Origin of the sequence: Pseudomonas mosselii, assembly GCF_005796105.1 — a bacterium.
In the GTDB taxonomy this organism is placed as follows: domain Bacteria; phylum Pseudomonadota; class Gammaproteobacteria; order Pseudomonadales; family Pseudomonadaceae; genus Aquipseudomonas; species Aquipseudomonas mosselii_C.
The window spans coordinates 176,608-202,943 of sequence record NZ_VAUO01000004.1 but is presented as its reverse complement, the minus strand read 5'-3'; the positions used below and the strand labels follow the sequence as shown (position 1 = coordinate 202,943).

Genomic DNA, 26,336 nt, shown 5'->3' with positions numbered 1-26,336 from the left:
AATTGATCACGCATAGTAGGCCGTCTTTTCCGTTGCCGGTTCCATTGAGCCGGACAAATACTGCAAAAAGCCCGGGGACAAGCGTTCCCCAGGCTCGCTGATGAATCAACTATGGAGGCACTGTGAAAGCATTGCAAGGCGTTGACGGACATGTCACCTGGGTCGAGGCCGAACGTCCGGCTTGCGACACAGGGCAGGTACGCATTCGAGTGGCCGCCGCTGGGCTGAACCGTGCCGACCTGTTGCAGATGAAGGGTTTGTACCCACCACCTCCGGGGGCCAGCCCGTACATGGGTCTGGAATGCGCCGGGGTGATCGAGGAAGTCGGCGCCGGCGCCAATTGGCGCGTGGGCGATCGGGTCTGCGCATTGCTGGCCAGCGGCGCGATGGCCGAGGAAGTGGTGGTGGATGCTGGGCATGTGCTGCCGGTGCCCGAGGGCCTGAGCCTGCACGAGGCGGCCGCGTTGCCTGAGGTGTATGCCACGGCCTGGCTGAACATTTTCCAGCTGGGTGCGCTCAAGGCTGGCGAAAAGGTCCTGGTGCACGCGGGCGCCAGCGGCGTCGGCTCGGCGGCGATCCAGCTGTGCAAGGCATTCGGCAGCCCTGTCTGGGTCAGTGTCGGTTCCCCGGAGCGTCTGGCTTACTGTCAGGCGCTGGGGGCGGCGGGTGGTGTGGTGCGCAATGCAAACCTCGATGCGCTCAAGGACTTCGGGCCGTTCGATGTGATCCTCGACCCGGTGGGGGCGAGCTATGGCTCGCTCAATCTTGAGTTGCTGGCGCGTGATGGACGTTGGGTGGTCATCGGCTTGATGGGCGGGCGCACGTTCGAGTTGGACCTGGCGGTGGTGCTGGGCAAACGCTTGAATATCACCGGCTCCACCCTGCGTAACCGCGACGATGACTTCAAGGCCGAGTTGCTGCGCGAGTTGCACCAGCAGGTATGGCCGCTGTTCGCCGAAGGGCGGTTGTCGCCGCAACTGGTCGACACCTACCCTGCCGAGTTTGCCCAGGCGGCGTATGCCGAGCTTGAGAGCAACCAGGTGTCGGGCAAGTTGGTGATGGTGATCGACCCGAGCCTGGCATAAGCAGGCCCGGCCTGTTCGCGGGTAAACCCGCTCCCACAGGATCACCGTCGTTTCAGCGACAGTGTGGTCCCTGTGGGGGCATCCATGATGGGTGCTACAAGCTTCAGCTCCAGCTCAGCACCGGCCAGCCATGGGTCTGCGCATGCTCCCTGAGCACCGCATCCGGGTTTACCGCGAACGGATGGTCCACCTTCAGCAGCAGCGGCAAGTCATTCCTCGAATCGGAATAGAAACTCGCCCCTTCCAGATTTTCTTGCTCCTGGTCCAGCCATTCCAGCAGCCGGGTGATCTTGCCTTCACGGTAGGTCAGCACACCGCGGGTCTTGCCGGTGTACACCCCGTTGAGCGCCTCCAGCTCGATGGCCAGGTATTCGTCTACGCCCAGGCGAGCCGCGATTGGCCCGACCAGGTGCGTGCCGCTGGCCGAGATGATCAGAATACGGTCGCCACGCTTGCGGTGCTCGGCGATACAGTGGCAGGCATCGCCGAAAATGATCGGCTCGATCACGTCCTCCACCCACGGCTCCACCAGATGTGCCACTTCTTCCAGGGTGCGCCCGGCGATCGGCTCCAGGCTGAACGCCATGTAGTCCTCCATCTGTAGCTGACCTTTGCCGTAGGCCTCCATCAACGCGTGGTCGCGCTGCAGGAAACGCTCGCCGTCTACCCAGCCCAGGCGTGCCATCTGCTCGCTCCACAGCGACGCGCAGTCGCCGTGGATCAGGGTTTCGTCCAGATCGAAAATTGCCAAAGCCATGCGTTGAGTCTCCTTAGGCCACTTCCCGTAGCGCCGTGGGGTCGATCGACAAGGATACCCGTTGCCCGTCGGCGTGTAGATCGGCGGCCGAGCGGTTGAGCACATCCACCACCAGATCCACCTCGCGCACCCGTACGCGGTAGCGGATCACGTTGCCCAGCAAGCTGTGGCTGCGCACCTCGGCGTCGAGCGCACCGTGCAGGCCGAGGCTGATTGACTCCGGGCGGATCGCCAGGCGGCTGGTCACTGGGCGCTCCAGCAGGCGACTGGCGCTATCGGCATCGAGCAGGTTGTAGTTGCCGATGAAGCCTGCGGCGAACAGGTCCACAGGCGCGGTGTAGAGGGTCTCGGCATCACCGCTCTGGACGATGCGCCCCTGGTTCATCAGGACGATACGGTCCGACAGTGTCAGTGCCTCTTCCTGATCATGGGTGACGAAGATCGTGGTCAGCCCCAGCTCGCGCTGGATGGTGCGGATTTGCTCGCGCAGGTGCTTGCGAATCCGTGCATCGAGGGCCGACAGCGGCTCGTCGAGCAACAGCAGGCGAGGCCGCGTGACCAGCGAGCGGGCCAGCGCCACACGCTGGCACTGCCCGCCCGACAGCTGGTGCGGATAACGCCCGGCGAAGCTGGCCAGTTCTACCAGCTCAAGCGCTTCGCTTACCCGCGCTTGGCTCTCGGCGGCCTTTACCTTCTGCATGCGCAGGCCGAAGGCGACGTTCTGCTCCACAGTCATGTTGGGGAACAATGCGTAGCTCTGGAACACCATGCCGATGCCACGCTTTTGCGGACTGAGCGGCACGATGTCCTGGCCATCGAGCAGGATCTGCCCGCTGTCCACCGGGGTGAGGCCGGCGATGCAGCGTAGCAAGGTGGATTTGCCGCAGCCTGAGGGGCCGAGCAGGGTGACGAACTCGCCGCGTTGGATCTGGCAGTCGATGTGTTCGAATACCGGATTGCCGGCGTAGCTTTTTTGCAGGTTCTGGACGCTGACGAAGCTCATCTCAGGATTTGTCCTTGTTCAGGCGGTTGGCGACCCAGGTCAGCACCAGCACGAAGGCGAAGTACGAGATCACCAGCGCGCTGTTGAAGTGGCCGCTGCTGTTACGCATGTTATTCAGGTACACCTGCAAGGTTTCGTAGCGGGTGCCCACCAGCAGGTTGGCGAACACGAACTCGCCGAACAGGAACGAGAACGACAGCAGCAGGGCCACCATCAAGCCCTTGCGCAGGTTCGGCAGCACCACCAGCAGTGCCGCCTGCCAGGTGCTGGCGCCGAGCAGTTGGGCAGCGTCCATCAGGTCGCGCAGGTTGATCGCTTGCAGGTTGTTGGTGATTGCCCGGTACATGAACGGCAGCGCGACGGTGAAGTAGCAGCCGATCAGGATCCACGGCGTCCCGACCATGGCCATCGGCCCACTGCCATACAACTGCAGCAGCCCCACCGAGGACACCACTGGCGGCACCGCGAATGGCAGTAGGATCAGCACGTTCATCAGCGCATCGAGGCGCGGGAAGTGGTAGTGCACCACGAACAGCAGCGGCAGGATCAGCAGCACCGACAGCAGTAGCGCGCCGACACACACCAGCAGCGACTGGCCGAAGGCGGCGAGAAAACGTGGTTCGCTCCAGAGTGCGATGTACCACTTGAAGGTCAAGCCGCTGGGCAGCAGGGTGGCCGACCAGCTGGTAGCCAGCGAGTAGAGCAGGGTGCCGGCCAGCGGTAGCAGCAGAATAAGGAACAGCAGGTACACCACCACGCGGTGGTAAAGCCCGCCAGAGGTCTTTTCAGCGCGCATGGTAGCTCCTCTTGAGCAGCCATTGATGGATCACCGTGACTACGCTCATCAGCCCCACCAGCACCATGGCCAGGGCACTGGCCAGGTTCGGGTCGAGGGTGATGTCACCGGCCACCAGCGCAGCGATGCGGATCGGCAGCACGTTGAAGTTGCCGGTGGTCAAGGCGTAGACCGTGGCGTAGGCGCCCAGCGCGTTGGCCAGCAGGATGACGAAGGTGCCCAGCAGCGCAGGAGTCAGCACCGGCAGGCCGATGTGCCGCCAGAACTGCCAATGGCTGGCACCCAACAGCGCAGCGGACTCGCGCCAGTCTTCGCGCAAGGCGTCGAAAGCTGGGTAGAGCAGCAGCACCCCAAGCGGGATCTGGAAATAGGTGTACACCAAGATCAGGCCAGTCTTGGAGTAGATGCTGAAGTCCCCCAGCAACCCGATCTGCTTGAGCAACAGGGTAAGCGCACCGTTGAAGCCCAGCAGGATGATGAAGGCGAACGCCAGCGGTACACCGGCGAAGTTGCTGGTCATGTTGGCGAAGGCGCTGACGAAGTCGCGCAGCCTTGAGTCCACCTGGCGCAGCGAGTAGGCGCCGAGGACGGCAATGAGGATACCGAACAGGCTCGACCAGAAACTGATCTCAAGGCTGCGTTGCAGCGCTTGCAGGTAGAACTTCGAGGCGAACACTTTGGTGAAGTTATCCAAGCCCCAGCCGCCTGCGCTTTGCAGGCTGTTGATCGCTACCCACGCCAGCGGGGCGATCTGGAAGACGATGAAAAACGCCGCGAATGGCAGCAGGCAGAGCAGCGCCAGGTAGCGGCCACGGCTACGGGAAGTGGTAGGCGTCACGTGAGCAACTCCCGGCAGACGGTTTTGTCATGGGCGGCGCCCAGCAGTTCGCAGATCGTGCCGCACAGTTCGGTCTGCAAGGGCTTGGCGGCAGGGTCCAGGCTGAATCCATCACCGAACACGAACAACGGTACTTCGCGCTCCTCGGCCAGAAGGCCGTTGTGCGAGCGGTCGTTGTTCATGCCGTGGTCGGCGGTCACCAGCACCTGGTAACCCTCTTCGAGCCAGCGTGGCAGGTAGTCGGCCAACAGGATATCGGCGCTGCGTGCGGCGTTGCGGTACTGGCTGCTGTCCAGGCCATGGCGGTGGCCGGCGTCGTCGATGTTCATCGGGTGCACCAGCAGGAAGTTCGGCGCATGGCGTCGGCGCAGGTACTCGGCGTCGGCCAGCAAATGCGAGTCGGGGTAATGATCGGCGTAGTAGAACAGGCCGTGCTGGATGGGCAGTTTCGGCGCGTGGGTATGGCGATCACGCAGGGGGTCGAACGGCGAGCGGTTGTACAGCTCGCTCATCCAGTGATAAGCCGCCGCCGCAGTGCCCAACCCAGCCTCGCGAGCGTAGTGGAACACGCTGCGCTGGTTGGACAGGCGAGTGACGTTGTTGTGCACGATGCCGCTGTCGATTGGCGGCACGCCCGTGAGAATACATTCGTAGAGCGGCCGCGACAGCGACGGCAGCTCGCATTCGACACGGTACAGCGCGGCGCGGTCGGCTTCGACATAGGCGTGCAGGTGGCCCATGGCGTGGTGCGCGACCTGGTGGTTGAGCCCGTCGAGCAAGACCAGGATGACGTTGTGCTGCATGGCGGCTCCTATTGGAGCAGCAAGCAAGCTACAAGCTACAAGCTGCAAGAAGAAGCGGGCCTGTCCACCCTCGCTTTGACTTGAAGCTTGCAGCTTGCAACTTGAAGCTGCCTTATTCCATCTCGATGATCACTTGCTCCTGCCACTTCTGCGGCAGGGCCTTGGAGGTCGCTTCCCAGGCTTCGGCGTTCTTGATCGGCTGGGCCGCCTTGTACTGCTCGTTGGGCAGCAGCTTGGCTTGCACGTCGGCGGGCAGCTTCAGGTGCTCGGCACGGATCGGCCGGGCATGGCCGATGGCAAGGTTGGTCTGCCCGGCATCGCTGAAGATGTATTCGCGCGCAAGCTTGGCCGCGTTCGGGTGCTTGGCGTACTTGTTGATGATGGTGGTGTAGCCCGAGGTGATCGAACCGTCGGACGGGATCAGCACCTCGAAGCGTTTCGGGTCGATCTGGTCGCGGTAGCTCAGGCCGTTGAAGTCCCACACCACGCCGACTTCCACTTCGCCTTTCTCGAGGGTCTGGATGGTCGGGTTGGCCAGCGACAGACGCTTCTGCTGGGCCAGCTTGGTGAACAATTGCAGGCCAGGTTCGATGTTGGCTTCATCGCCCTTGTAGGCGATGGCAGCCGCAAGCACGCCGTTGGCGGCCTGGGCGGCAGTACCGACGTCACCGATGGCGACCTTGTACGTGCCCTTTTCGAGGTCGTGCCAGGTTGTCGGGCGCTCGCCTTCCTTGACCAGATCCTTGTTGATGATGAAGGCGATGGTGCCGGTATAGGCCAGCGCCCAGTGGCCGTCCTGGTCCTTGGCCCATGCCGGGACCTGATCCCAGGTGCTTGGCTTGTAGGCCTGGGTGACACCCTTGTTGGCCGCGATCGGGCCGAACGCGGCGCCGACGTCGCCGATGTCAGCGCTGGCGTTGTCTTTTTCAGCCTCGAACTTGGCGATTTCCTGAGCCGAACTCATGTCGGTGTCGCTGTGCTTGAGGCCGTATTTCTTGGCCAGGTCGTCCCAGGTGCCTTTCCAGTTGGCCCAGGCATCGGGCATGCCCACGCTGTTGACCGTGCCTTCCTTGCGTGCCGCTTCTTCGAGGGCCTTGAGGTCCTGGGCCATGGCCGAGGTGGACAACGCGATGGCCGAACCGAGCAGTGACGCCATGAACAACTTTTTCATCCGAAGCTCCTTGGGTGGGTGCCTTGCAGTCGTTGTTATGAATCGAGCCTGTGGCTGCCTGATGTTGGTCTAGGTCAGCAAACCTTGAGCCAAGGTAGGCCGCTTGCGTGACAATTTGATGTATGACGCAGGCCGACCGGGGAAGTCGATGGCCTTGGAGTTACAGCGTAGACCACTGCAAACCCCAGCAATGGCGGGCGCTGGCCCGGATCTGGCAAGGCTTGGCCCAAGGCCTTGTCACAGGATGTTCATCAGCTGTGCCTAGGCTTGCACTATTCTCCACGTGCCCTGTTATGGGGCTGGACTAGTCCAGATAGGTAACCTTTGATGCAGGCGACGCAACCGCGTGCGGTAACAGCCATCTGCCATGCGCTGCAGGAGCAGATCGAACACGGCTTGCTGACGCCGGGTGGCAAGTTGCCGGCCGAACGCAAGCTCAGCGAGGTGTTCGATACCACGCGTATCACCCTGCGCGAGGCGCTGGTGCAGTTGGAGGCCCAAGGCCTGATCTACCGCGAGGAACGTCGTGGCTGGTTCGTTGCGCCCGAGCGGCTGACGTACGATTTGATCGAGCGCAGCCACTTCCATGCCATGGTCCGCGCTCAGGGCCGTGTGCCCAGTACCGAGCTACTGTCGGCGCGCCTGCAACCGGCCCCGGCAGCTATTTGCGCGCGTCTGCGCCTGCCGGCGCTGTCGAGTGTGGTGCGCATCTGCCGCCTGCGGCGCATCGACGCGCGCGGTGCTGTATGCCGAGCACTACCTCAACCCGCAATATTTTCCCGGAATCCTCAACCTTGACCTGGCCCAGTCGCTGACTGAGATCTATGCCCGCGAGTACCGCATCCAGTATGGCAAGGTATGCTTCGAGATCCTGCCAACGGCCCTGCCGGCAGAGGCAGCGAGTGCCTTGAAAGTGTCAGCAGGCAGCCCGGGGCTACACATCACCCGGGTCAACAGCGACCAGCATGGGCACCTGATCGACTGTGATCTTGAGTATTGGCGGCATGATGCGATTTGCATCCGGGCCGAGGCAGGGTAGGCAAGCAGCGCGGGGCAAGTCGCATCGGCATACCGACACGATTTGCCCCACGACGGGGTTCAGGTGGATGAGGCGGTGTCGGCCATGTTGCCGCCACCGGCCGTCACCACTTGCACCGACAACCGCGGCGTGGCCAGATCCAGTCCGGCTTCGTCGAGCTGGCGCTTGAGCGCCAGGTTGAATGCCCGCGACACCTCCCACTGCTTGATCGGCGCGGTCTTGAAGCGTGCCCGCAAGACCGCCGAGCCCGATTCGAAGCTTTCGACCCCCTGCAACTCCAGCGGCGACCAGATGTTGCGGCGCATCAGTGGGTCGCTGCGCAGCTTCTGCCCGACCTCGCGCACCAGCGCGATGGCCTGGTCGATGTTCATGCTGTGCGGGATCGCCACGCGGAAGATCGCGTAGCCGAACTCCCGGGAGTAGTTCTTGATGCTCTTGATCTCGCTGAACGGAATCGTGTGCACGATCCCGTCGATGTCTCGCAGGCGCACGGTGCGGATGGTCAGGCCTTCGACCGTGCCCAGATGGCCGCCGACGTCGACGTAGTCATCGATGGCCAGGGAGTCCTCGATGATGATGAACAACCCGGTGATCAGGTCGGCGACCAGCGACTGTGCGCCAAAACCGATGGCCAGGCCGATCACGCCGGCACCGGCCAGCAGCGGGGTGACGTTCATGCCCATGTTGGCCAGGGCGACGATCACGGCGATGATGAAAATCACCACGAACAGCACGTTGCGGATCAGCGGCATCATGGTTTGTGCGCGGGCGTTGGCCAGGCCCCGGCGCGAGCGCACCAAGGCGTGGTGCACGGCGGTGTCGGCGAGGATCCACACCAGCCAGGCGACGATCAGCGTGCCGGCCAGCCCCAGCAAGCGCAGGCTGACGTCGTGACCGTCGCCCTCGGCGAAGCTGATCATCGACTGGCCCCACACCCGCAGCCCCAGCTCGATGAACACTAACCAAATGAACAGGTGCACCAGCAGGTAGCCAAAGTTGCGCAGGCGCTCGGCGTACACCGCCTGGCGCCGGGAGGCGCGTTTGGGGTTGGCTGCGTGGCGGCGTACCAGCCCATTGAGCACCATGCACACCACCACCAGCACTGTGCACATCAACGACTGGCGCAGAGCAGTGCTGGTGTCGCCGGCAGAGACGAAGGTGGCGAACAGCGAGATCGCCACCAGGATCAGCGCCGGGATGAACCAGAAGCTGCCGAGGATCTCGATGGTGTCGCTCAGGGTGCGTCGGGTCAGGCGTCGCGACAGCGGCTGGTTGCGGATCAGGTGGGCGATCGGGCGGCGAAAGCGCAGGATGAACAGCCCGGTGCACAGCGCCGCAACGACGTTGGCCAGGGTTGCCAGGGCATGCGCCAGGTGGCTGCCCAGTGCGGCGGTCAGGCGCGGATCGCTCAGCGCCTCGCCGAAGGCGGCGAAGCTGCCGATCAGCCACAGCGGGCGAAATGCCTGGTGACGCAGGATGTGCAGGGCGCGGTGGCGGTGCGGCCCGTCGAGCAGCGAGAAAGCGATTACGCAGATCGCCGAGAACAGCGTGCCGACCACCAGTGCGTAGGCCAGTACCATGGCCATGGACTTGCCCAGCGAGGAGGGCAGGGCGAAGCTCAGGTACACGGTGAAGATCAGCGCCACCAGCCATGGCCCGAGCTTGCGCAAGGCAAAGCGCACCAGGTCCCAGGTGCGCGGGTGTTGCGGCAGTTCCTCGGTCAGGCCGAAGCGTACTCTGACGCGGTGCCCGATCCAGTTGAAGGCGTAGGCCAGCAGGCTCCAGACCACGATGACCGCGGCGAAACCGAAGAGAATCGCTGGCCATTGATGCACCGGCACGATCAACGCGCTCAGTTCGTCCCCCGCCTGGTCTATTTCCAGGGACCAGCGGGCGAACGGGCTGGCATCGCCGCTGAACTGCTTCTCGAAATCGTGCAGGGCACCGCCGATCAGGCCCAGCACGCCTTGCTCGACGGTGGGTTGCGATTGCTTCGTGGCGTCGCGCAATTTCTTCAGGTCAGCCAGCAGCTTTGCCCGTTGCTGGTCGTTTTCGAGGTTCTTGATCACTTCGTCCAGCGATTTGCCTAATGGCTCGCTGGCTTCGGGCTGGGCGGGGGCGCTGCTGCCCAGCAGCCCCGGCAAGCCGGCGGCGTGCACCGGGGTGATCAACAGCAGCAACAGGAACGTCAGGCAACGCAGGAGAGCAGGCACCGGGAAATCTACCTCAGGTCAAACGATGGACCGAGTGTAGAGGTTTATGTGGGCAGTTTCTCCAGGATCTTCCAGCAGGTGAGGCCGAAGATACCCAAGGTGCCGACCCCCATCATCAGCACGCCGATATTACGCTCGCGCAGGCTGAAGCCGATGGTCAGGACCATCAGGAACAGGAAGACCGGGAGGAACAGGGAGAGGAAGGGGGACATGGGGGCAGTCCTTGCGGTGCTTTACCAGATATCTACAAGCATAGTGCGTTGCGCAGGCTTCGAGATGACTTGAATCACAGTTTGGGGTGGTGGTGGGTTAGGTAAATTTTCCTACGTATTTATCAGACCGGCTTCCTACACAGCAAATCAGCGATGGGCCGATACAACATTCACCACGCTTTGTGGGGATTTGTAGAGGACTGGTCATGTTCAAGCAGGTTGTTTTGTCTGGGGCAGGGGTGTTGTTGGGGGTGTTGGCGAACAACTATGCCTTTGCGGGAAATAATAAGGCCACCGTGATAATTGATAACAAGACTAATGTGATCGCAAAATATACATATGAGCACATGTCGGGGGGTGCCAGCCCAATAATGGCCGATGTTGGCCCGCAATTAATGTCTACCTTTGTTGTCACAAGCTTTGCTGATTCAATTTCTGGTATGCGCTTTGTGTATGCATCCGGAGCCAAAAAATGCCGATTCAGTGTCTCCCACATCGCGTCGTTTCCAAGCAATATTCCTACTTGGAAGAAAGACGCTAGGTCTATAGGTTCTACAAAGGCTGACTGTACTGTCGTCCTTGAAAAAATCGACATGAACATGCCTTATCACTATACGGTGAGATTCACAATTAAATAAGTTTCGAGGGCGCCTGCTGGCGTCCATTCATTTAATGTGAGGAATGCTCATGAAGATCACGAGCGATGTGCAGAACTTTTCAGTTCGCTCCAGCCTGCCCGTACGCGCTTCGGCCGAGCGTGTGGAGGGAGCTGAGACTCAAAATCCTGTCAGCTTTTCGCCAGAGTCGCTATCCATATCCGAAGAGATAGTTGACGCAAAAGCGCTTCACGCCAAAATATATGGCACTCCAGCCCTCGCTGATCGGATAAGTTACAGTTTTTTTAAACTAGGTTATGAAGGCTTCTTGCAGAAGGCACCCCCTGAGACTTATACGGCCGACGAGGCCGAGCGTTTCAATAAAGTGGTGAGCTATCTGGCGAATCTGCTCGAACGTCGGGAGCTGGAGGTTGATCCCAGTAACAATCCATTCTGGGGGATGGGGCGTGATGCGTTAGTTGCTATTGAGCAGGACGAGAAAAATTACACCGAGGAAGAACGCTGTGCGGCGCTCCGGGCCAAAGCACATCTCGATAATGATTACTTCACACGCCTGATCGAGCACGCCGTTAGCAGCGGCGATGATCGCCCGTTGTTCAAGGGGTATTTGGAGTATCTTGACCATCTGACCCCGGCTGAACGCCTGAACTATCCTGCCAATGAACGAGAAAAAGTGGCGAGCCAGTTAGCGACTGCGGAGGCAGAGAAGGGCAGCCTGCCTGAAGACTTCTCCCTGTGGAAATACATCAACTGGGACCCCAAGGGGCGCCTCAACCTGGAAGCCTTGCTCGATCCCTCGTCAGCGGAGCCCACCCCAGTGATCGAGGCGGGCTCTGCCGATGATCAAGGCAGTTCGCGGCTGCGGTAGAACGCGCCCAGCACCTTCACCAGATGCGCCAGGTCATGGCTGCCGCACAACTCGCGGATCGAGTGCATGGCGAAGGTCGGCAGGCCGATGTCCACGGTGCGCACACCCAGGTGGCTGGCGGTGATCGGGCCGATGGTCGAGCCGCAGCCCATGTCGCTGCGCACCACGAAGCTCTGTACGGGCACTTCCTCGGCCATGCACAGGTGGCGGAAGAACCCAGCGGTTTCGCTGTTGGTGGCGTAGCGCTGGTTGTTGTTGACCTTGATCACAGGGCCGGCGTTGAGCTTGGGGCCGTGGTTGCCGTCGTGCTTGTCGGCGTAGTTGGGGTGCACGCCATGGGCGTTGTCGGCGGAAACCATCAGCGAGCGCTGGATGGTGCGCACGTAGTCGTCGCCATCGGGTAATAGGCGCTGCAGGGTCTGCTCAAGCATCGGGCCATCGGCGCCGCAGGCCGAGCAAGAGCCGACTTCCTCGTGGTCAGTGCACACCAATACGCACGTTTCGTCGCTATCGGCGCTGAGCAGCGCCTGCAGGCCGGCATAGCAGGAGAGCAGGTTGTCCAGGCGCGCGCCGGCGATGAAGTCGCCGTTCAGGCCAATCAGTGCCGCGCTCTGGGTGTCGTAGAAGCTCAGCTCGTAATCCAGCACCACGTCGGCGTTCAGCTCATGCTCGCGGGCCAGTTGCTCGGTGAGCAGCGCGCGGAAATCGATGCGTTCGTCACCCGCCACCTGCGCCAGGATTGGCGGCAGTTCGTTTTGCGGATTGATCTGCCAGCCTTCGTTGGCGGTACGGTTGAGGTGGATCGCCAGGTTCGGAATGATCGCGATCGGCAGCTTGAAGTCCACCAGTGCGCTTTCGACCTTGCCATCCCGTCGGAAGGTCACCCGCCCGGCGAGTGACAGGTCGCGGTCGAACCAGGGCGCCAGCAGTGCACCGCCGTAGACCTCGACCCCCAGTTGCAGGAAGCCCTGGCGCTGCAACTCGGGCTGCGGCTTGACCCGCAGGCACGGGCTGTCGGTGTGGGCGCCGACCATGCGGATCCCGCCGATCAGGGGCGATTGCTTGCCAAGTTTGACGGCGATGATCGAGGAATCGTTGCGGGTTACGTAGTAGCGCCCGCCGGGCACCGTGGCCCAGCTTTCGCGTTCGTCCAGGCGCTGATAGCCGGCCGCTTCGAGGCGTTGCACGAGGCTGGCGGTGGCGTGGAAGGGCGTCGGGGAGGCCTTGAGGAATTCGATCAGGCCAGCGTTGAGGGCATCGCGCATAAATCACTCCGTTCGAGCTTCGAGCTTCAAGCCGCAAGCTTCAAGCAAGAGCAGTCCGCGGAGCAAGCTCATACGCGGTCTGCCGTGGCTTTTTCTTGCAGCGTGTAGCCTGAAGCGTGCAGCTTAAAAAGGTGCGGGGCACTCGAACTTCAACCGCTCACCCGAAACCGGGTGGGTAAAGCTCAGCATCGAGGCGTGCAGGCACAGTCGTTCATGGGCGGCCAGCGCCTCGGGGTTGGCGTACAGACGGTCGCCCAGCAGCGGGTGGCCGATCGACAACATGTGCACGCGCAGTTGGTGCGAGCGCCCGGTGATCGGTGTCAGCTCCACCCGGCAGTGGTCGCCACAGCGCTCGACGATGCGCCAGAAGGTCAGCGCATGCTTGCCCTGTTCGTGGTCCACCACATGGCGTGGCTTGGTCGGCGGGTCATAGCGCAGCGGCAGGTCGATACTGCCGCTGTCCAGCGCAGGCTGGCCCCAGCACAGCGCGGTGTAGGCTTTTTCGGTCTCGCGGTCGTGGAACTGGCGCGACAGCTCGCGGTGGCTGTCAGCGTCCCGGGCCAGCAGAATGATCCCGGAGGTTTCCCAGTCCAAGCGATGGACGATCAGGGCGTCGGGGTAGCCGTTTTCTTGCAGGCGGGTGATCAGGCAGTCCTTGTTGTCCTCGGCACGCCCCGGCACCGACAGCAGCAGGGTCGGCTTGTTGATCACCAGGATGGACGCGTCCTCGTGCAGGATCTGGATGTTCGACAGCGGCATTGCAGGTTCTCTGTGAAGGCAACCGGGGCCACTACGCGGCCCTTTCGCGGCACAAGGCCGCTCCTACAGACGATCGTATGTGCCTGTAGGAGCGGCCTTGTGCCGCGAAAGGGCCGCGCAGCAGCCCCAGAGTCGGCCGGCAGACGCTGGAATCAGCGCTCAGGCAAGGTAATGTTCAGCTCCAGGATCGAGCAGCTGCCCTGGTTTTCCAGCGCCACCTGCACATCGTCGTCGCCGATGATGACGTATTTGCGGATCACCTCGACCAGTTCCTTCTGCAAGGCGGGCAGGTAGTCCGGGGTGCTGCGCTGGCCGCGCTCGTGCGCCACGATGATCTGTAGACGCTCTTTCGCTACCGACGCGCTGGTCTGTTTCTGCCTGCCACGAAAGAAGTCAAAAAGGTTCATGGTTTACTTGCCTCCAAACAGACGCGCGAAGAATCCTTGCTTCTGCACATCGATGAACCGCAGGGGCTTTTCTTTGCCCAGCAAACGGTCGACGGTATCACTGTACGCCTGGCCGGCATCGCTCTGGTCGTCAAGGATGACCGGGATGCCCTGGTTGGAGGCCTTCAGTACGGCTTGCGATTCTGGGATCACACCCTTGAGCTTGATCGCCAGGATTTCTTCGACGTCGGCGATGCTGAGCATTTCGCCCTTTTCGACGCGCTCGGGGTGGTAACGGGTGATCAGCAGGTGTTCCTTGATCGGCTCCTCGCCGTTTTCGGAGCGGCGCGACTTGCTCGACAGAATGCCCAGCATGCGGTCCGAGTCACGTACCGAGGACACTTCCGGGTTGGTCACGACGATGGCTTCGTCAGCGAAATACATCGCCAGGTGCGCGCCTTTTTCGATACCGGCCGGCGAGTCGCAGATGACGTAGTCGAACTGCTCCTTGAGTTCCATCAGGACTTTCTCGACGCCTTCCTGGGTGAGGGCGTCCTTGTCGCGGGTCTGGCTTGCAGCCAGCACGAACAGGTTCTCTAGGCGCTTGTCCTTGATCAGGGCCTGTTGCAGGTTGGCCTCGCCATTGACCACGTTGACGAAGTCGTACACCACGCGGCGTTCGCAGCCCATGATCAGGTCGAGGTTACGCAGGCCGACGTCGAAGTCGACGATGACGGTCTTATAGCCGCGCAGTGCGAGCCCGGTACCGATAGCGGCGCTGGTGGTGGTCTTGCCCACACCCCCCTTGCCGGAAGTAACCACGAGAATCTTGGCCAAGGTGTTTCACCCCTAAATAAGTCGGGACAGACGTCCCTGCAAATACAAAAAACGGCAACAGGAAAAAAGTTGCGCTAAAAATGCCGGCAAGTATCCGTTAAAGACGGGTGATGTTCAACACATCGCCAGACAGGCTGACCTGTACGCCAGTGCCCCACAGCGGGTCGCGGCGCAGGTCTTCGCAGACCTTGTACTGACCGGCGATCGAGACCATTTCCGCAGTCATCTGCTGGCAGAAGATACGTGCTCGGGTATTACCCTTGATGCCGGCCAGGGCGCGACCGCGCATGGCGCCGTACACATGGATGTTGCCGTCGGCCAGAAGTTCCGCACCGGGGCTCACCGAGCCTGTCACCACCAGGTCGCCGCCCTGGGCGTAGATCTGTTGGCCACCGCGCACCGGCGAGGTGATGATGCGCGTCGGGCGCACTTCGGGCTCGGCGGGTGGCGGTGGTGGGGTGGGTTCGGGTTTCTTCGCCTGCGGTTCCGGTTCGAGCGGCCGCTCGCGGGCCCCTGAGGGCGGCAGTACCGGCAGGTCGATGGCAATCGCGGCGGCGATATCCTCGATGCGGCTGGCGCGGATCGCCAAGGTCCGCAGGCCGTGATGGCGGCAGATGCGCATCAGCCCGGGCAGGTCGATGGCGCCCTCGTCGGCGGGTAGCTTGTCCAGCGCCAGCACCAGCGGCGTATTGCTGAAGAAATTCGGCGCCTGGATTACCTTGGCCGCCAGTTGGCGGTCGAGGGATTCGAGGTCGTTACGCGCGAGTTCCAGCACGGTGATGGCAAGCATGCTGCCCTTGAGCTGGAACACGGGGGCGATGTCGGGTGTCTGGTTGAGGCTCATGGTCTGCATAGACGGCTTGTTGCGAAAAAAGTGCCCTGACTTATAGCGATAAGACCGATTGCCCGCAACCGATGTAGAATGCCCGGCCCTTGTCTTGCCGGAAGCTTCAATGGAACGCCCGCGTTTTCGTACCCTGTACCTCCACCCACGATTCTGGGCCTTGTGGCTCGGCCTGGGCCTGCTGTGGCTGGTGGCTCAACTGCCCTACCGCGTGCTGCTGGTGCTGGGGCGCGGCCTGGGCGCGGTGATGTACCGCCTGGCGGGCGAGCGCCGGCGTATTGCTGCGCGCAACCTGGAGCTGTGTTTTGCGCATCTGTCGGGCGACGAGCGGCAACGTCTGCTCAAGGAAAATTTCGCCTCCACCGGCATCGCCTTCTTCGAGATGGCCATGAGCTGGTGGTGGCCAAAGGCCCGGTTGGCGCGTCTGGCGCACATCGAAGGTCTTGAGCACCTGCAGGCCGCACAGCGCGATGGCGAAGGCGCCATCCTGATGGCCGTGCACTTCACCACCCTGGAGATCGGCGCGGCGCTGTTGGGGCAGGTCCACACCATCGACGGCATGTACCGCGAGCATGGCAATCCGGTGTTCGACTTCATCCAGCGCCGTGGCCGCGAGCGTCACAATCTCGATTCGTTGGCGGTGGAGCGCGACGATGTGCGGGGCATGCTCAAGTTGCTGCGCAAGGGCCGCGCGATCTGGTACGCGCCAGACCAAGACTACGGCACCAAGCAGAGTATTTTCGTGCCGCTGTTCGGTATCCCGGCGGCCACGGTCACCGCTACCAGCAAGTTCGCCCGACTAGGCAAGGCGCGGGTCATCCCGTTCACCCAGAAACGCCTTGAAGATGGCAGCGGATACCGTCTGGTGGTGCATCCGCCGCTCGAGGGCTTCCCCGGCGAGACCGAAGAAGCCGATTGCCTGCGCATCAATCAGTGGGTCGAGGGTGTGTTGCGTGAGTGTCCTGAGCAGTATTTGTGGGCGCACCGGCGGTTCAAATCGCGGCCTGAGGGTGAGCCACGGCTGTACGACAAGAAAAAACGCTGAGGTTTCGATGGCACGGCCCACCTGTTCGCGGGTGAGCCTGATGCTGTACCTGTGAAAGTGGGTTTACCCGCGAAGAGGCCGGACCTGTCAACCATGATCCAGGAAGGAAGCATGACCCCAACCACCGGCCTGATCCTCTCTGGCGGCGGTGCCCGCGCCGCCTATCAGGTTGGCGTGCTTGCCGGTATCGCTGAGCTGCTGCCCCCAGGCGCGCCGAATCCCTTTCCGGTGATCGTGGGCACCTCGGCAGGCGCCATCAACGCCGTCAAGCTTGCCAGTGGTGCCACGCGTTTCAGCGAGTCGGTGCAGCACCTGACGGCGTTCTGGCAGAACTTTCGCAGCCATCTGGTACTGCGCAGTGATTGGCCTGGGGTCATCCGGCAGGCGTCGCGCTTCGTCGGGCATAGCTTGCTCGGCCTCGGGGGCCAGGTGCCAGTGGCGTTGCTCGACAGTCGCCCGCTGCGCGGCCTGTTGCACGAGCACCTGAACCTTGATGGTATTGCTCACTCGCTGGCGGCGAACCAGCTGCAAGCCATTGCCGTGACCGCCTTCGGCTACGAGTCTGGCCAGGCGGTGACGTTCTACCAGGGGCGCGACAGTATTGAGCCCTGGCTGCGCCATCGTCGCGTTGGCGTACCCACTGCGTTGACGGTCGAGCATTTGCTGGCGAGTTCTGCGATTCCCTTGTTGTTCGCGCCGGTGCGGCTGGGCGAGGAGTATTTCGGTGACGGCGCGGTGCGCCAGTCGGCGCCGATCAGCCCGGCGTTGCACCTTGGGGCGAGCCGTGTACTAGTGGTGGGGGTCAGTGGCAACCCGCAGCGTCCTTCGCCGCCGTTGCCCACGCAGCGGCTGTTCAGCGGGCGGCAGCCGAGCCTGGCGCAGATCGGCGGGCACATGCTCAACAGCACGTTCATCGATAGCCTTGAGGATGACATTGAGCTGTTGCAGCGGCTTAATCACCTGAGCCATCTGCTGCCTGCGCATTTGGACACGCGGCGGTTGGGTTTGGCGCCGATCGAGGTTTTGGTCGTGGCGCCTAGTCAGCCGCTGGATGAGATTGCGGCGCGGCATCGGCGTGAGTTGCCGGCTGCGCTACGGGTGTTCTTGCGTGGGCCGGGTGCTACCAAGACCAGTGGGGCGGGGGTTCTGAGTTACTTGCTGTTTGAGGCGAGTTATTGCTGTGAGTTGATTGAGTTGGGGCGGCGTGATGCGTTGGCCAAGAAGCGGGAGTTGTGTCAGTTTCTTGGGATCTGAGTTTGGGGTTGAGTTTCGATTTTGGATTTGGATTTGGTTTTGGGTTTGTTTTGATAGGTGTATGCGCATTCATTAGCTTGGTTGACGTTGAGTCACCTTTCCGCCCTTACGGCGGGTTACTTTGGTCGTGGCCAAAGTAACCAAAGCCGTGGCGCTCCATTCATTCGGCCCCTGCGCTTCGCTCCGGGGTTCCCTCGCTACGGTGACTTGCGGGCCCGCGCGGCCTACGACTTGCTACGCAAGTCTACATCTCGCGCCTTCGGCTGCGCCGAAGGGTGCTGCGCACCTTGGGCCCTCCAGTCACCTCCGCTCGGCCTACTGAAGTCGCGAAGTTAGGGGTGGCGCCTGTACTTGCGCAGCTAACCGCTAGTTGCAAGTGTGGGAACTCTGGATGGTATTCGCGGGCAAGCCCGCTCCCACAAAGGTTCCATAGTCTTCAAGCTTCAAGCTTCAAGCTTCAAGCTTCAAGCTTCAAGCTTCAAGCTTCAAGCTTCAAGCTTCAAGCATTGCACTGTGGGAGCGGGCTTGCCCGCGAATACCTAAGTGCAAACAACGCCCTAATCAATTCAAACAAATAATTTTGCTGCTCTTGCTCTTGCTCTTGCTCTTGCTCTTGCTCTCGCTTCTAAGCGCGCAATAGCCCAGGCGCCGCCAATTGCGACTTCAGGAGGCCGAGTGTAGGCGTCTGTAGGGCCAGGTGCGCAGCACCCTTCGGCGCAGCCGAAGGCGCGAGATGTAGACTTGCGTAGCAAGTCGTAGGCCGCTCGGGCCCGAAAGGCGCCGGAGCGAGGGAACCCCTGCGCGCAGCGCAGGGGCCGGATGATGGAGCGAGCATTTTTTGGTTCCTTTTTGATGCTTCAAAAAGGGACCCGCCGTAAGGGCGGAAAGGTGACTCGAAGTCCCCCAAGCCAAAGCATGCGCCTACATCTTTCAATACAAACCCACAACCAACCCCACAACCCAAACCCTCACTCCGCTATCTGCAACTTGCGCGCCTGCGTATACACATACCGCACCTTCTCATACTCAAACGGCGAGTTGGTCTGCCCATACCGGAAGTTGGTCGTATAGCGCTTGTCCACCGCCTTGAGCACGGTAATTTCCGGGTGATCGTTCGCCGTATCGGCCATATCCAGATAGTTGACCGCCTGCTCTCCCGCGTAGTCCACCACCAACCCGGTTGTATCGCGCAGGTTCGAAGGCCCCAGGATCGGCAGCATGATGTAAGGTCCCTCCGGCACCCCGTAGTAACCCAAGGTCTGCCCAAAGTCCTCGCTCTGGCGCGCCAGCCCCATCTTGGTTGCCGGGTCCCACAGCCCGCCCACGCCGATGATGGTATTGAACATCAACCGTGCAGTGATCTCGGCCGACCGCTTGGCCTTGAGTTGCAACACGCTGTTGAACAAGTTCGGCACATCGCCCAGGTTATTGAAGAAGTTGGTCACCCCGGTACGCACGAAGCCTGGGGTGATGTAACGGTAACCATTGACCACCGGCAGGAACACCCACTCATCGAAGCGGTAGTTGAAGTGGTAGATACGCCGGTTCATCGACTCCAGCGGGTCGTAGATGTTCAGCGCCCCCAGGGTCGAGCGCTCGAACTCGCGCTGGTCCAGTCCGGGGTTGAATTTCAACTGCCGCAGCGGATCGAGGAAGCCATCGGGCTCCGCCGACAAGGTGCCAATCGCGTCGCTCTCGACCACGCTGGCGCGGGGGGCGACTTCCTCGGCCAAGGCAGGGCCACAGGCGAGCAGGGCAGTGACGAGCAGCAGACGATTAACCACGGAAGAACTCCAGCATGGCGTCGCTGTTGACGCGGTAGTTGAGGTTGCCGCAATGGCCACCATGGGGGTAGAGGGTCAGCCGGTCGCCGAACACCCGACGCAGGAAACCGATGTCGCCAGGGCCAAGGATCACGTCGTCGGCGTTGTGCATCACGGCGATCTTCGGACTATCGCGCAGGTAGTCTTCCAGCGCGTAAAGGCTCACCTGATCCACCAACTGCAACAAGCTGTTGCCATCGGTACGCGCGCGCCACATGGGGATGACTTGTTCGGTGAGGTAGCAGTCGAAGTCGCACTGCAGGGCACGCTTGAAGAATGGCGTAAGGCTGCTGCCCTCGGTGATCGGCATTTTCGGCGGAATGATCAGGCCGCGGCGGTTGATCAGGTCCGAGGTGAAAGCGATGTCGGCCGCCGAGAAGCGGAACGAGGTGCCGATCAGCATGGCCATCTGCTCGTTGGACAGGTGCTCGCGGGAGTTCTGGAAGTCGTACAGCAGCGCCTCGTTGAGGTCGATGTAGCCCTTGTCCTGGAAGTAGCGGGTAAGCTTTTCCAGCATCAGCTCGTAGAACGTGGTGCTTTTGTCGATGCCCTTGACCCGGGTCTGCACCATCTTGTCCAGGTTGCTTATCGAGGTGTACAGGTTCACCGGTGGGTTGAGCAACAGCACACGCTTGAAATTGAAACTGCGGCGGGTTTCGTCCAGGTGGCTGACGAATGCGGCATCCAACGCCCCCAGGCTGTAGCCGGCCAAGTAGTACTCACTGACCGGCAGGCGCGGGTGTTGGGCGCGAACCGCCTGCATGACCCGGTACAGGTCCTTGGCATCCTCCACCGACACCCCAGGGGTCGCGAAGCGCGAGGCTGCGCTCATGAAGTCCCAGCTGGTCGGAGAGGACAGCTGTACCACGTGATAACCGGCCTGGTAGAAAAGCTTCTTCAGGTATTCGTTGATCGAACTGGAGTAGGGCGCCCCGGTGCCGGCAATCAGAAAGATCAGCGGCGCTGCGTGATCCTGCTTGGCCAGCCGATAGCGCAATTTCTTCACTGACCAGAAGTTGTCCGGCAGTGTGAACTCGCGCTCCGGGCGCAGGTTCAGGCTGTAGTCGTCCTGGTCGATGTCCTCGTCGCTGGGCAGCGTCGGGCGCTGGTCCGGCGGGGTCGTGGCGATGGTCGCCTCGAACGGGTTGGTCAACGGATAGCCGTAGCTCGCGGCGTCGATATCCCGCGCTGAAGCGGCCACCGCCATGAGCAGGCCGCCAAGCAAGGCGACGAGGCGCAAAGGTCTGAACATTGATTCCCCCAAGGAAAACGCAAGGTGATGCGGTACGCAGGCTAGGACCACGGCGCGCCCGGCAAAGTTGCCGGGGTAATGTCGTTCGTCGCACCAGATTTTGCCGCACTCGGTAATCTCAGCAACATAGCTGTCTGGCCATGATTTTGCCTTACCTTTGTGTGTGGGCCATCATGCTGCGTTTCGATGACCGCTATAGGAGAACTGGATGCCTCGTTCGCTGCAGGTCACCGTGGTGCTGGCGGTGCTGGGCGCCTGGCTGGCCGCCAGTTATGGCGTGCGCTATGGATTGATGGAAGATGCCCGCTGGGTAGGCCTGTGCGCGGTGCCCGGAGAATACTGGCAATGCCAGGCGCGTGCGCTCCTGGGATTGGCGATTCATCATCAAGTGCTCGCCTGGTGCGCGTTGGGGCTTGCGCTGCTGGCCCACTGGGTTTCAGGGCTTAGCGGCGCGGGTTTGGCGCTGCTGGCGCTGCTGTTCGGGGTGCCGGCGCTGGTGCTGTACACCGCGAGCATTGCCGTGTTCGCGGTGGTGCTGGCAGGGTTGCGGTTGGTGCGCTCATCGCGCAATGGCTAACAGGGGCGCTGTACGCCCCTTTGCGGCCGGCCCGCCCCCCAGCAGGGCCGCGCGCTCAGGCCTTACGCACTCGCACGCTACGCCACAACGCCCCGACCATCAGCACGCTGACCAGCGCCCAGCCCCAGGCCTGCCGGTTCGCCAGCCCCTCGTGGTAAAGCTGCGGCATTACCCCGGCGCCGACGATCAGGGCGAGCAACGCCACCTCCGCCCGCGCCGCCTTGACCGGGCGCAGCAGATATACCACCGCTGGTAGCAGCAGTGCGGCGCTGGGGAAGCTGCGATAGCGCGGGTCGAAGACCATCGCCAGCATGCTCACCGCCCCAGCGAAGCCGGCCGCCAGCAGCCATTTGCCGGCATGCGCTTCGAGCCAGGCGAACAACCGCTGGCGCCAGCCGTCGCGTCGGGCCAGGGCCAAGCTGGCATGCGCCAGCACCAGCAGGTTGAGCCCAGCTAGCACTAACGCCCACAGCCACTCTGCGGCAAATCGTGCGTGGGTGCGCATCAGCTCGCCCCACAGCCCCAGGCTGGCGGCACCCAACGCGGCCAGCAGCGGCAACAGCAGTGCGGCGCGGGCGTTGGCCGGGCGTCCGGCCAGCGCCAAGGTAGCCAGCCACAGGCTCATCGAGGCCAGCAGCCACTGTGGCCACAGCGCCAGGTTGCTCACCGGCCCTTCGAGCACGCCTTTGTCCTGCCGATCGGCGTCGTACAGCCCCCAGTAACCGCCCACCGCGCCTTCGCTGGCGCGTTTCCAGGGTTGGTCGAAGGCCTCGATCAAGTTGTAGTGCCAGCCATTGGCCTCGGCCAGGGCGACGAAGCCGCGAATGAAGCGTGCTTCGTTGACCCGGCTGGGCACTGCCGTTTCACGTTGGCGGCCCTCGCTGGGCCAGCCGGTTTCCCCGATCAGGATGTCCTTGGGCGCGAAGCGCTGGCCAAACACCTGGCGTACCTCGGCCACATGCGCCAAGGCCGCGTCGATGCCGCGCGGATCGTCCTCCCAGTAGGGCAACAGGTGGATGGTGAGAAAATCCACCGCGGGCGCGATCTGTGGATGTTGTAGCCAGAACTCCCAGACATCGGCGTAGGTCACCGGAACCGTGACCTGGCTTTTCACCTTGCCGATCAGTTGGGCCAGGCGCTCAGCGGTGACCTCCTTGCGCAGCAGCGTCTCGTTGCCGACGATCACGGCACTGACTACATCCGGGTTGGCGTTGGCCGCAGCGATCAGCAGGCCGATCTCTTTGTCGGTGTCGACAGGATTGGCGTTGACCCAGGCGCCGAGCATCACCTTCAGGCCATGCTTGCGCGCCAGTGCCGGGATGGCCTCGAGGCCGGTCTGCGAATAGGTACGAATGCACTGGAAACGCTCGGCCAGCAGCGCCAGGTCGGCATCCAGGCGTGCCGGACGCAGTTGGAACGGTTGATCGAACGGCGACTGGTCTTTGTCGAACGGGGTGTAGGAGGCGCACTGCAACTTATGCGTCGGGCTGGCGGCATCGGGCAGTTGCACGGGCTTGCCCAGGCCGTACCACAAGGCGCCAAGGCCGCTGAGGGCGAGCAGGCAGGCAAGCAGGTAGGAAGTGCGGAACATCGGTCGGTCCATCGTCTGATACGCGAAAGCCAGTGATAGTAGCCCGGCGCCAAGCCTTTGGCATGCAAGGATCGCGCAGGCGTCCTGAGCGCCATGGCGCTAATGGCACAGTGCTGTCGCGGACTGTTGGCTAAAGGTCGCTGACAGATCAGGTCGCACTGGGCCTCAGGTCGATGATGCAATCTCCAAGACCTGACGAGGGGATGCTTTGATGAGTATGCGACGTTTCCTGGGGGTGGGTACCGCCCTGGTATTGGCCATGAGCACTGCACAGGCAATGGCCAAAGAGGTGAGCATCGGTTACGTGGATGGCTGGTCCGACAGTGTGGCGACCACCAACGTGGCCGCCGAAGTGATCAAGCAGAAGCTCGGCTACGACGTGAAATTGCAGGCCGTGGCCACCGGCATTATGTGGCAGGGCGTAGCCACAGGCAAACTGGATGCCATGCTCTCGGCTTGGCTGCCGGTGACCCACGGAGAGTACTGGGCCAAGAACAAGGACAACGTGGTCGATTATGGTCCGAACTTCAAGGATGCCAAGATCGGCCTGATTGTCCCTGAGTACGTCAAGGCCAACAGCATCGCAGACCTTAAGACCGATCAGAGCTTCAAGCAGAAGATCGTCGGCATTGATGCAGGCTCCGGGGTCATGCTCAAGACCGAGCAGGCCATCAAGGACTACGACCTCACCGGTTACAAGCTCACTGCAAGTTCCGGCGCCGCGATGACCGCCGAACTCGGGCGCTCCTACGCCAAGCAGCAATCGATCGCGGTGACCGGTTGGGTGCCGCATTGGATGTTCGCCAAGTGGAAGTTGAAGTTCCTCGAAGACCCGAAAGGTGTGTATGGCGCTGCCGAGACGGTCAATAGCATCGGCAGCAAGGAACTGGCGACCAAGGCCCCGGAAGTGGCCGAGTTCCTCAAGAAGTTCAGCTGGCAGTCCAAGGACGAGATCGGCGAGGTAATGCTGGCTATCCAGGAGGGCGCCAAGCCTGAAGCCGCGGCCAAGGATTGGGTTGCCAAGCACCCGGATCGAGTCAAGGAGTGGACCGGCAAGTAAGGATTGCCAGGTACTTCGCTTGCGCGGGGCAAACCCGCTCCGACCTTGAAGGTCGGAGCGGGTTTGCCCCGCCGTGCGTAGAGGGTTGTTGCGAAATTTGTAAAACACCCTTGCATCTAAGACTAAGGTCGTCTGGTTGGCGTCCATCGGCAGCATAAAGTGGAGTCGGGTTCTCCCTTATCTGTGCTGCTAGGACAAAAACAATGAACGACAGCATTTACCAATCGATACAGAACAGTCCGCGCTTCAAGGAGCTGGTCACCAAGCGCGAGCGCTTCGCCTGGATACTCTCGGCGATCATGCTCGGCCTCTACTGCGCCTTCATCCTCCTCATCGCCTATGGCCCGCAAGTCCTTGGCGCCAAGCTTAGCCCCGAGTCGTCGATCACCTGGGGTATTCCCCTGGGCGTCGGCCTGATCCTCTCGGCATTCGTGCTCACCGCCATCTACGTGCGTCGCGCCAACGGCGAGTTCGACCAGTTGAACAAGGCCATTCTCGAGGAGGCCAAGCAATGATCGGTCACGCCAAAAAACTCGCTGTACTGGCCTTTGCGGCCTTCGCCCCGGCCGTCTGGGCCGCCGATGCGCTGACCGGCGAAGTGCACAAGCAGCCGCTGAACGTCTCGGCCATCGCCATGTTCGTTGCCTTCGTCGCGTTTACCCTGGGTATCACCTACTGGGCGTCCAAGCGCAACAAGTCGGCCGCTGACTACTACGCCGCCGGCGGCAAGATCACTGGCTTCCAGAACGGCCTGGCGATCGCTGGCGACTACATGTCGGCTGCCTCGTTCCTGGGGATTTCCGCACTGGTGTTCACCTCGGGCTACGATGGCCTGATCTACTCCATCGGCTTCCTGGTCGGTTGGCCGATCATCCTGTTCCTGATTGCCGAACGCCTGCGTAACCTGGGCAAGTACACCTTCGCCGATGTGGCCTCGTATCGCCTCGGGCAGAAGGAAATCCGCACCTTGTCGGCTTCGGGCTCGCTGGTGGTGGTGGCCTTCTACCTGATTGCCCAGATGGTCGGTGCCGGTAAGCTGATCCAGCTGTTGTTCGGCCTGGACTACCACGTCGCGGTGATTCTGGTCGGTATCCTGATGTGCCTGTACGTGCTGTTCGGCGGCATGCTGGCGACCACCTGGGTGCAGATCATCAAGGCGGTGCTGCTGCTGTCCGGTGCGAGCTTCATGGCGTTGATGGTGATGAAGCACGTGGGCTTCGACTTCAATACGCTGTTCTCCGAGGCGATCAAGGTCCACGCCAAGGGTGAGGCGATCATGAGCCCGGGCGGCCTGGTCAAGGACCCGATCTCGGCGTTCTCCCTGGGCCTGGCGCTGATGTTCGGTACTGCGGGCCTGCCGCACATCCTGATGCGCTTCTTCACCGTGAGCGACGCCAAAGAGGCGCGCAAGTCGGTGCTCTATGCCACCGGTTTCATCGGTTACTTCTACATCCTGACCTTCATCATCGGCTTTGGCGCGATCCTGCTGGTCAGCACCAACCCGGACTTCAAGGACGCTGCCGGCGCCTTGATCGGTGGCAACAACATGGCAGCGGTGCACCTGGCCGATGCGGTCGGTGGCAGTGTGTTCCTGGGCTTCATCTCGGCAGTGGCGTTCGCCACCATTCTGGCGGTGGTCGCCGGTCTGACCCTGGCCGGTGCCTCGGCGGTGTCGCATGACCTGTATGCCAGCGTCTGGCGCAAGGGCAAGGCCAACGACAAGGATGAGATTCGCGTGTCGAAGATCACCACCGTCGCCTTGGGCGTGTTGGCGATTGGCCTGGGCATCCTGTTCGAGAAACAGAACATCGCCTTCATGGTGGGCCTGGCGTTCTCCATCGCGGCCAGCTGCAACTTCCCGGTGCTGCTGCTTTCGATGTACTGGAAGAAGCTGACCACCCGCGGTGCGATGATCGGCGGCTGGATGGGCCTGATCAGCGCGGTAGGCCTGATGGTCCTCGGCCCAACCATCTGGGTGCAGATCCTCGGTCACGAGAAAGCCATCTACCCGTACGAGTACCCGGCGCTGTTCTCGATGCTCATTGCGTTCGCCGGTATCTGGTTCTTCTCGGTCACCGACAAGTCCAAGGCTGCCGAGGACGAGCGCGCGCTGTTCTTCCCGCAGTTCGTGCGTTCCCAGACTGGCCTGGGGGCCAGCGGGGCGGTGTCGCACTGATACCTCTGCAGTGAAACGACGACGCCCCGCTCATGCGGGGCGTCGTCGTTCAGGTGCCCGGACGC

General features: G+C 62.1%; 25 protein-coding genes and 1 pseudogene. 10 read left to right on the top strand and 16 right to left on the bottom strand.

Annotated elements, in window-relative coordinates:
- Positions 1-122: 122 nt before the first annotated feature.
- Positions 123-1,085 carry an NAD(P)H-quinone oxidoreductase gene (locus FEM01_RS11605; RefSeq protein ID WP_138219575.1) on the top strand — a complete coding sequence of 321 codons (963 nt, stop codon included), beginning with the start codon at positions 123-125 and terminating at the stop codon, positions 1,083-1,085.
- 103 nt (positions 1,086-1,188) lie between these two features.
- Here the strand turns inward: FEM01_RS11605 and FEM01_RS11600 are convergent, their stop codons facing one another.
- The 6 genes from FEM01_RS11600 to FEM01_RS11575 form a co-directional block, all read right to left on the bottom strand.
- A complete protein-coding gene (locus tag FEM01_RS11600; RefSeq protein WP_138219574.1) occupies positions 1,189-1,842 on the bottom strand; it encodes an HAD family hydrolase in 654 nt (217 codons plus the stop codon).
- A 13-nt stretch (positions 1,843-1,855) separates the two neighbouring features.
- Entirely contained in the window at positions 1,856-2,845 is a 990-nt protein-coding gene (locus FEM01_RS11595) for an ABC transporter ATP-binding protein (protein ID WP_138219573.1), read from the bottom strand.
- A gap of 1 nt (position 2,846) precedes the next feature.
- Positions 2,847-3,641, bottom strand: a complete 795-nt coding sequence (locus tag FEM01_RS11590) for an ABC transporter permease (RefSeq protein WP_138219572.1) — start codon at positions 3,639-3,641, stop codon at positions 2,847-2,849.
- A complete protein-coding gene (locus FEM01_RS11585; RefSeq protein WP_138219571.1) occupies positions 3,631-4,479 on the bottom strand; it encodes an ABC transporter permease in 849 nt (282 codons plus the stop codon). Before FEM01_RS11585 ends, FEM01_RS11590 begins: the two co-directional genes overlap by 11 nt.
- A complete protein-coding gene (locus FEM01_RS11580; protein WP_138219570.1) occupies positions 4,476-5,282 on the bottom strand; it encodes an alkaline phosphatase family protein in 807 nt (268 codons plus the stop codon). The genes FEM01_RS11585 and FEM01_RS11580 overlap by 4 nt, the downstream gene beginning before the upstream one ends.
- 112 nt (positions 5,283-5,394) lie before the next feature.
- Positions 5,395-6,453, bottom strand: a complete 1,059-nt coding sequence (locus FEM01_RS11575; RefSeq protein ID WP_138219569.1) for an ABC transporter substrate-binding protein — start codon at positions 6,451-6,453, stop codon at positions 5,395-5,397.
- A gap of 327 nt (positions 6,454-6,780) precedes the next feature.
- On the opposite strand from FEM01_RS11575, the pseudogene FEM01_RS11570 reads away from it, so the two are divergent.
- A pseudogene (locus FEM01_RS11570) lies at positions 6,781-7,492 on the top strand (UTRA domain-containing protein).
- Between the two features lie 59 nt (positions 7,493-7,551).
- On the opposite strand, the gene FEM01_RS11565 reads toward FEM01_RS11570, so the two are convergent.
- On the bottom strand, positions 7,552-9,705 hold the full coding sequence (locus FEM01_RS11565; RefSeq protein WP_138219568.1) for a mechanosensitive ion channel family protein: 2,154 nt from the start codon (positions 9,703-9,705) through the stop codon (positions 7,552-7,554).
- A gap of 44 nt (positions 9,706-9,749) precedes the next feature.
- Positions 9,750-9,917 carry a hypothetical protein gene (locus tag FEM01_RS24165; RefSeq protein ID WP_171030947.1) on the bottom strand — a complete coding sequence of 56 codons (168 nt, stop codon included), beginning with the start codon at positions 9,915-9,917 and terminating at the stop codon, positions 9,750-9,752.
- 206 nt (positions 9,918-10,123) lie between these two features.
- On the opposite strand from FEM01_RS24165, the gene FEM01_RS11560 reads away from it, so the two are divergent.
- Together FEM01_RS11560 and FEM01_RS11555 are read left to right on the top strand one after the other, a co-directional pair.
- The gene (locus FEM01_RS11560; RefSeq protein WP_138219567.1) at positions 10,124-10,555 is read left to right on the top strand and encodes a hypothetical protein; all 432 of its coding nucleotides are present in this window, start codon (positions 10,124-10,126) and stop codon (positions 10,553-10,555) included.
- Positions 10,556-10,604: 49 nt separating this feature from the next.
- On the top strand, positions 10,605-11,402 hold the full coding sequence (locus tag FEM01_RS11555) for a hypothetical protein (RefSeq protein ID WP_138219566.1): 798 nt from the start codon (positions 10,605-10,607) through the stop codon (positions 11,400-11,402).
- Here the strand turns inward: FEM01_RS11555 and FEM01_RS11550 are convergent.
- From FEM01_RS11550 to minC, 5 genes are all read right to left on the bottom strand, one after another.
- Positions 11,378-12,667 (bottom strand): M18 family aminopeptidase, encoded by a 1,290-nt coding sequence (locus FEM01_RS11550; RefSeq protein ID WP_138219565.1) that lies wholly within the window; start codon positions 12,665-12,667, stop codon positions 11,378-11,380. The genes FEM01_RS11555 and FEM01_RS11550 overlap by 25 nt on opposite strands.
- Before the next feature lie 123 nt (positions 12,668-12,790).
- Positions 12,791-13,426, bottom strand: coding sequence for an RluA family pseudouridine synthase (locus tag FEM01_RS11545; protein WP_138219564.1), 636 nt, complete (start codon positions 13,424-13,426; stop codon positions 12,791-12,793).
- Between the two features lie 152 nt (positions 13,427-13,578).
- Complete coding sequence (minE, locus tag FEM01_RS11540; protein WP_138219563.1) at positions 13,579-13,833, bottom strand: cell division topological specificity factor MinE; 255 nt, start codon at positions 13,831-13,833, stop codon at positions 13,579-13,581.
- Between the two features lie 3 nt (positions 13,834-13,836).
- Entirely contained in the window at positions 13,837-14,649 is an 813-nt protein-coding gene (gene minD / locus FEM01_RS11535; protein WP_050704578.1) for a septum site-determining protein MinD, read from the bottom strand.
- A gap of 97 nt (positions 14,650-14,746) precedes the next feature.
- Positions 14,747-15,502 (bottom strand): septum site-determining protein MinC, encoded by a 756-nt coding sequence (minC, locus tag FEM01_RS11530; protein WP_138219562.1) that lies wholly within the window; start codon positions 15,500-15,502, stop codon positions 14,747-14,749.
- 100 nt (positions 15,503-15,602) lie between these two features.
- On the opposite strand from minC, the gene FEM01_RS11525 reads away from it, so the two are divergent.
- The gene (locus FEM01_RS11525) at positions 15,603-16,538 is read left to right on the top strand and encodes a lipid A biosynthesis lauroyl acyltransferase (protein ID WP_138219561.1); all 936 of its coding nucleotides are present in this window, start codon (positions 15,603-15,605) and stop codon (positions 16,536-16,538) included.
- Positions 16,539-16,649: 111 nt separating this feature from the next.
- Positions 16,650-17,792: a patatin-like phospholipase family protein gene (locus FEM01_RS11520; RefSeq protein ID WP_138219560.1), complete on the top strand. Its 1,143-nt coding sequence runs from the start codon at positions 16,650-16,652 to the stop codon at positions 17,790-17,792.
- A 968-nt stretch (positions 17,793-18,760) separates the two neighbouring features.
- On the opposite strand, the gene FEM01_RS11515 is transcribed toward FEM01_RS11520, so the two are convergent.
- A complete protein-coding gene (locus tag FEM01_RS11515; protein ID WP_138219559.1) occupies positions 18,761-19,576 on the bottom strand; it encodes an MlaA family lipoprotein in 816 nt (271 codons plus the stop codon).
- Entirely contained in the window at positions 19,569-20,867 is a 1,299-nt protein-coding gene (locus FEM01_RS11510) for a serine/threonine protein kinase (protein ID WP_138219558.1), read from the bottom strand. The genes FEM01_RS11515 and FEM01_RS11510 overlap by 8 nt, the downstream gene beginning before the upstream one ends.
- A 208-nt stretch (positions 20,868-21,075) precedes the next feature.
- Between FEM01_RS11510 and FEM01_RS11505 the strand changes: the two genes are divergently transcribed.
- Positions 21,076-21,444 carry a hypothetical protein gene (locus FEM01_RS11505; protein WP_138219557.1) on the top strand — a complete coding sequence of 123 codons (369 nt, stop codon included), beginning with the start codon at positions 21,076-21,078 and terminating at the stop codon, positions 21,442-21,444.
- Between the two features lie 55 nt (positions 21,445-21,499).
- Here FEM01_RS11505 and FEM01_RS11500 read toward each other — a convergent pair whose 3' ends face one another.
- Positions 21,500-23,035 carry a beta (1-6) glucans synthase gene (locus FEM01_RS11500; RefSeq protein WP_240791747.1) on the bottom strand — a complete coding sequence of 512 codons (1,536 nt, stop codon included), beginning with the start codon at positions 23,033-23,035 and terminating at the stop codon, positions 21,500-21,502.
- A gap of 211 nt (positions 23,036-23,246) precedes the next feature.
- Between FEM01_RS11500 and FEM01_RS11495 the strand changes: the two genes are divergently transcribed.
- From FEM01_RS11495 to FEM01_RS11485, 3 genes are all read left to right on the top strand, one after another.
- On the top strand, positions 23,247-24,095 hold the full coding sequence (locus FEM01_RS11495) for a glycine betaine ABC transporter substrate-binding protein (protein WP_138219555.1): 849 nt from the start codon (positions 23,247-23,249) through the stop codon (positions 24,093-24,095).
- A 203-nt stretch (positions 24,096-24,298) separates the two neighbouring features.
- On the top strand, positions 24,299-24,610 hold the full coding sequence (locus FEM01_RS11490) for a DUF485 domain-containing protein (protein ID WP_138219554.1): 312 nt from the start codon (positions 24,299-24,301) through the stop codon (positions 24,608-24,610).
- Entirely contained in the window at positions 24,607-26,271 is a 1,665-nt protein-coding gene (locus tag FEM01_RS11485) for a cation acetate symporter (RefSeq protein WP_138219553.1), read from the top strand. The genes FEM01_RS11490 and FEM01_RS11485 overlap by 4 nt, the downstream gene beginning before the upstream one ends.
- Positions 26,272-26,336 lie beyond the last annotated feature (65 nt).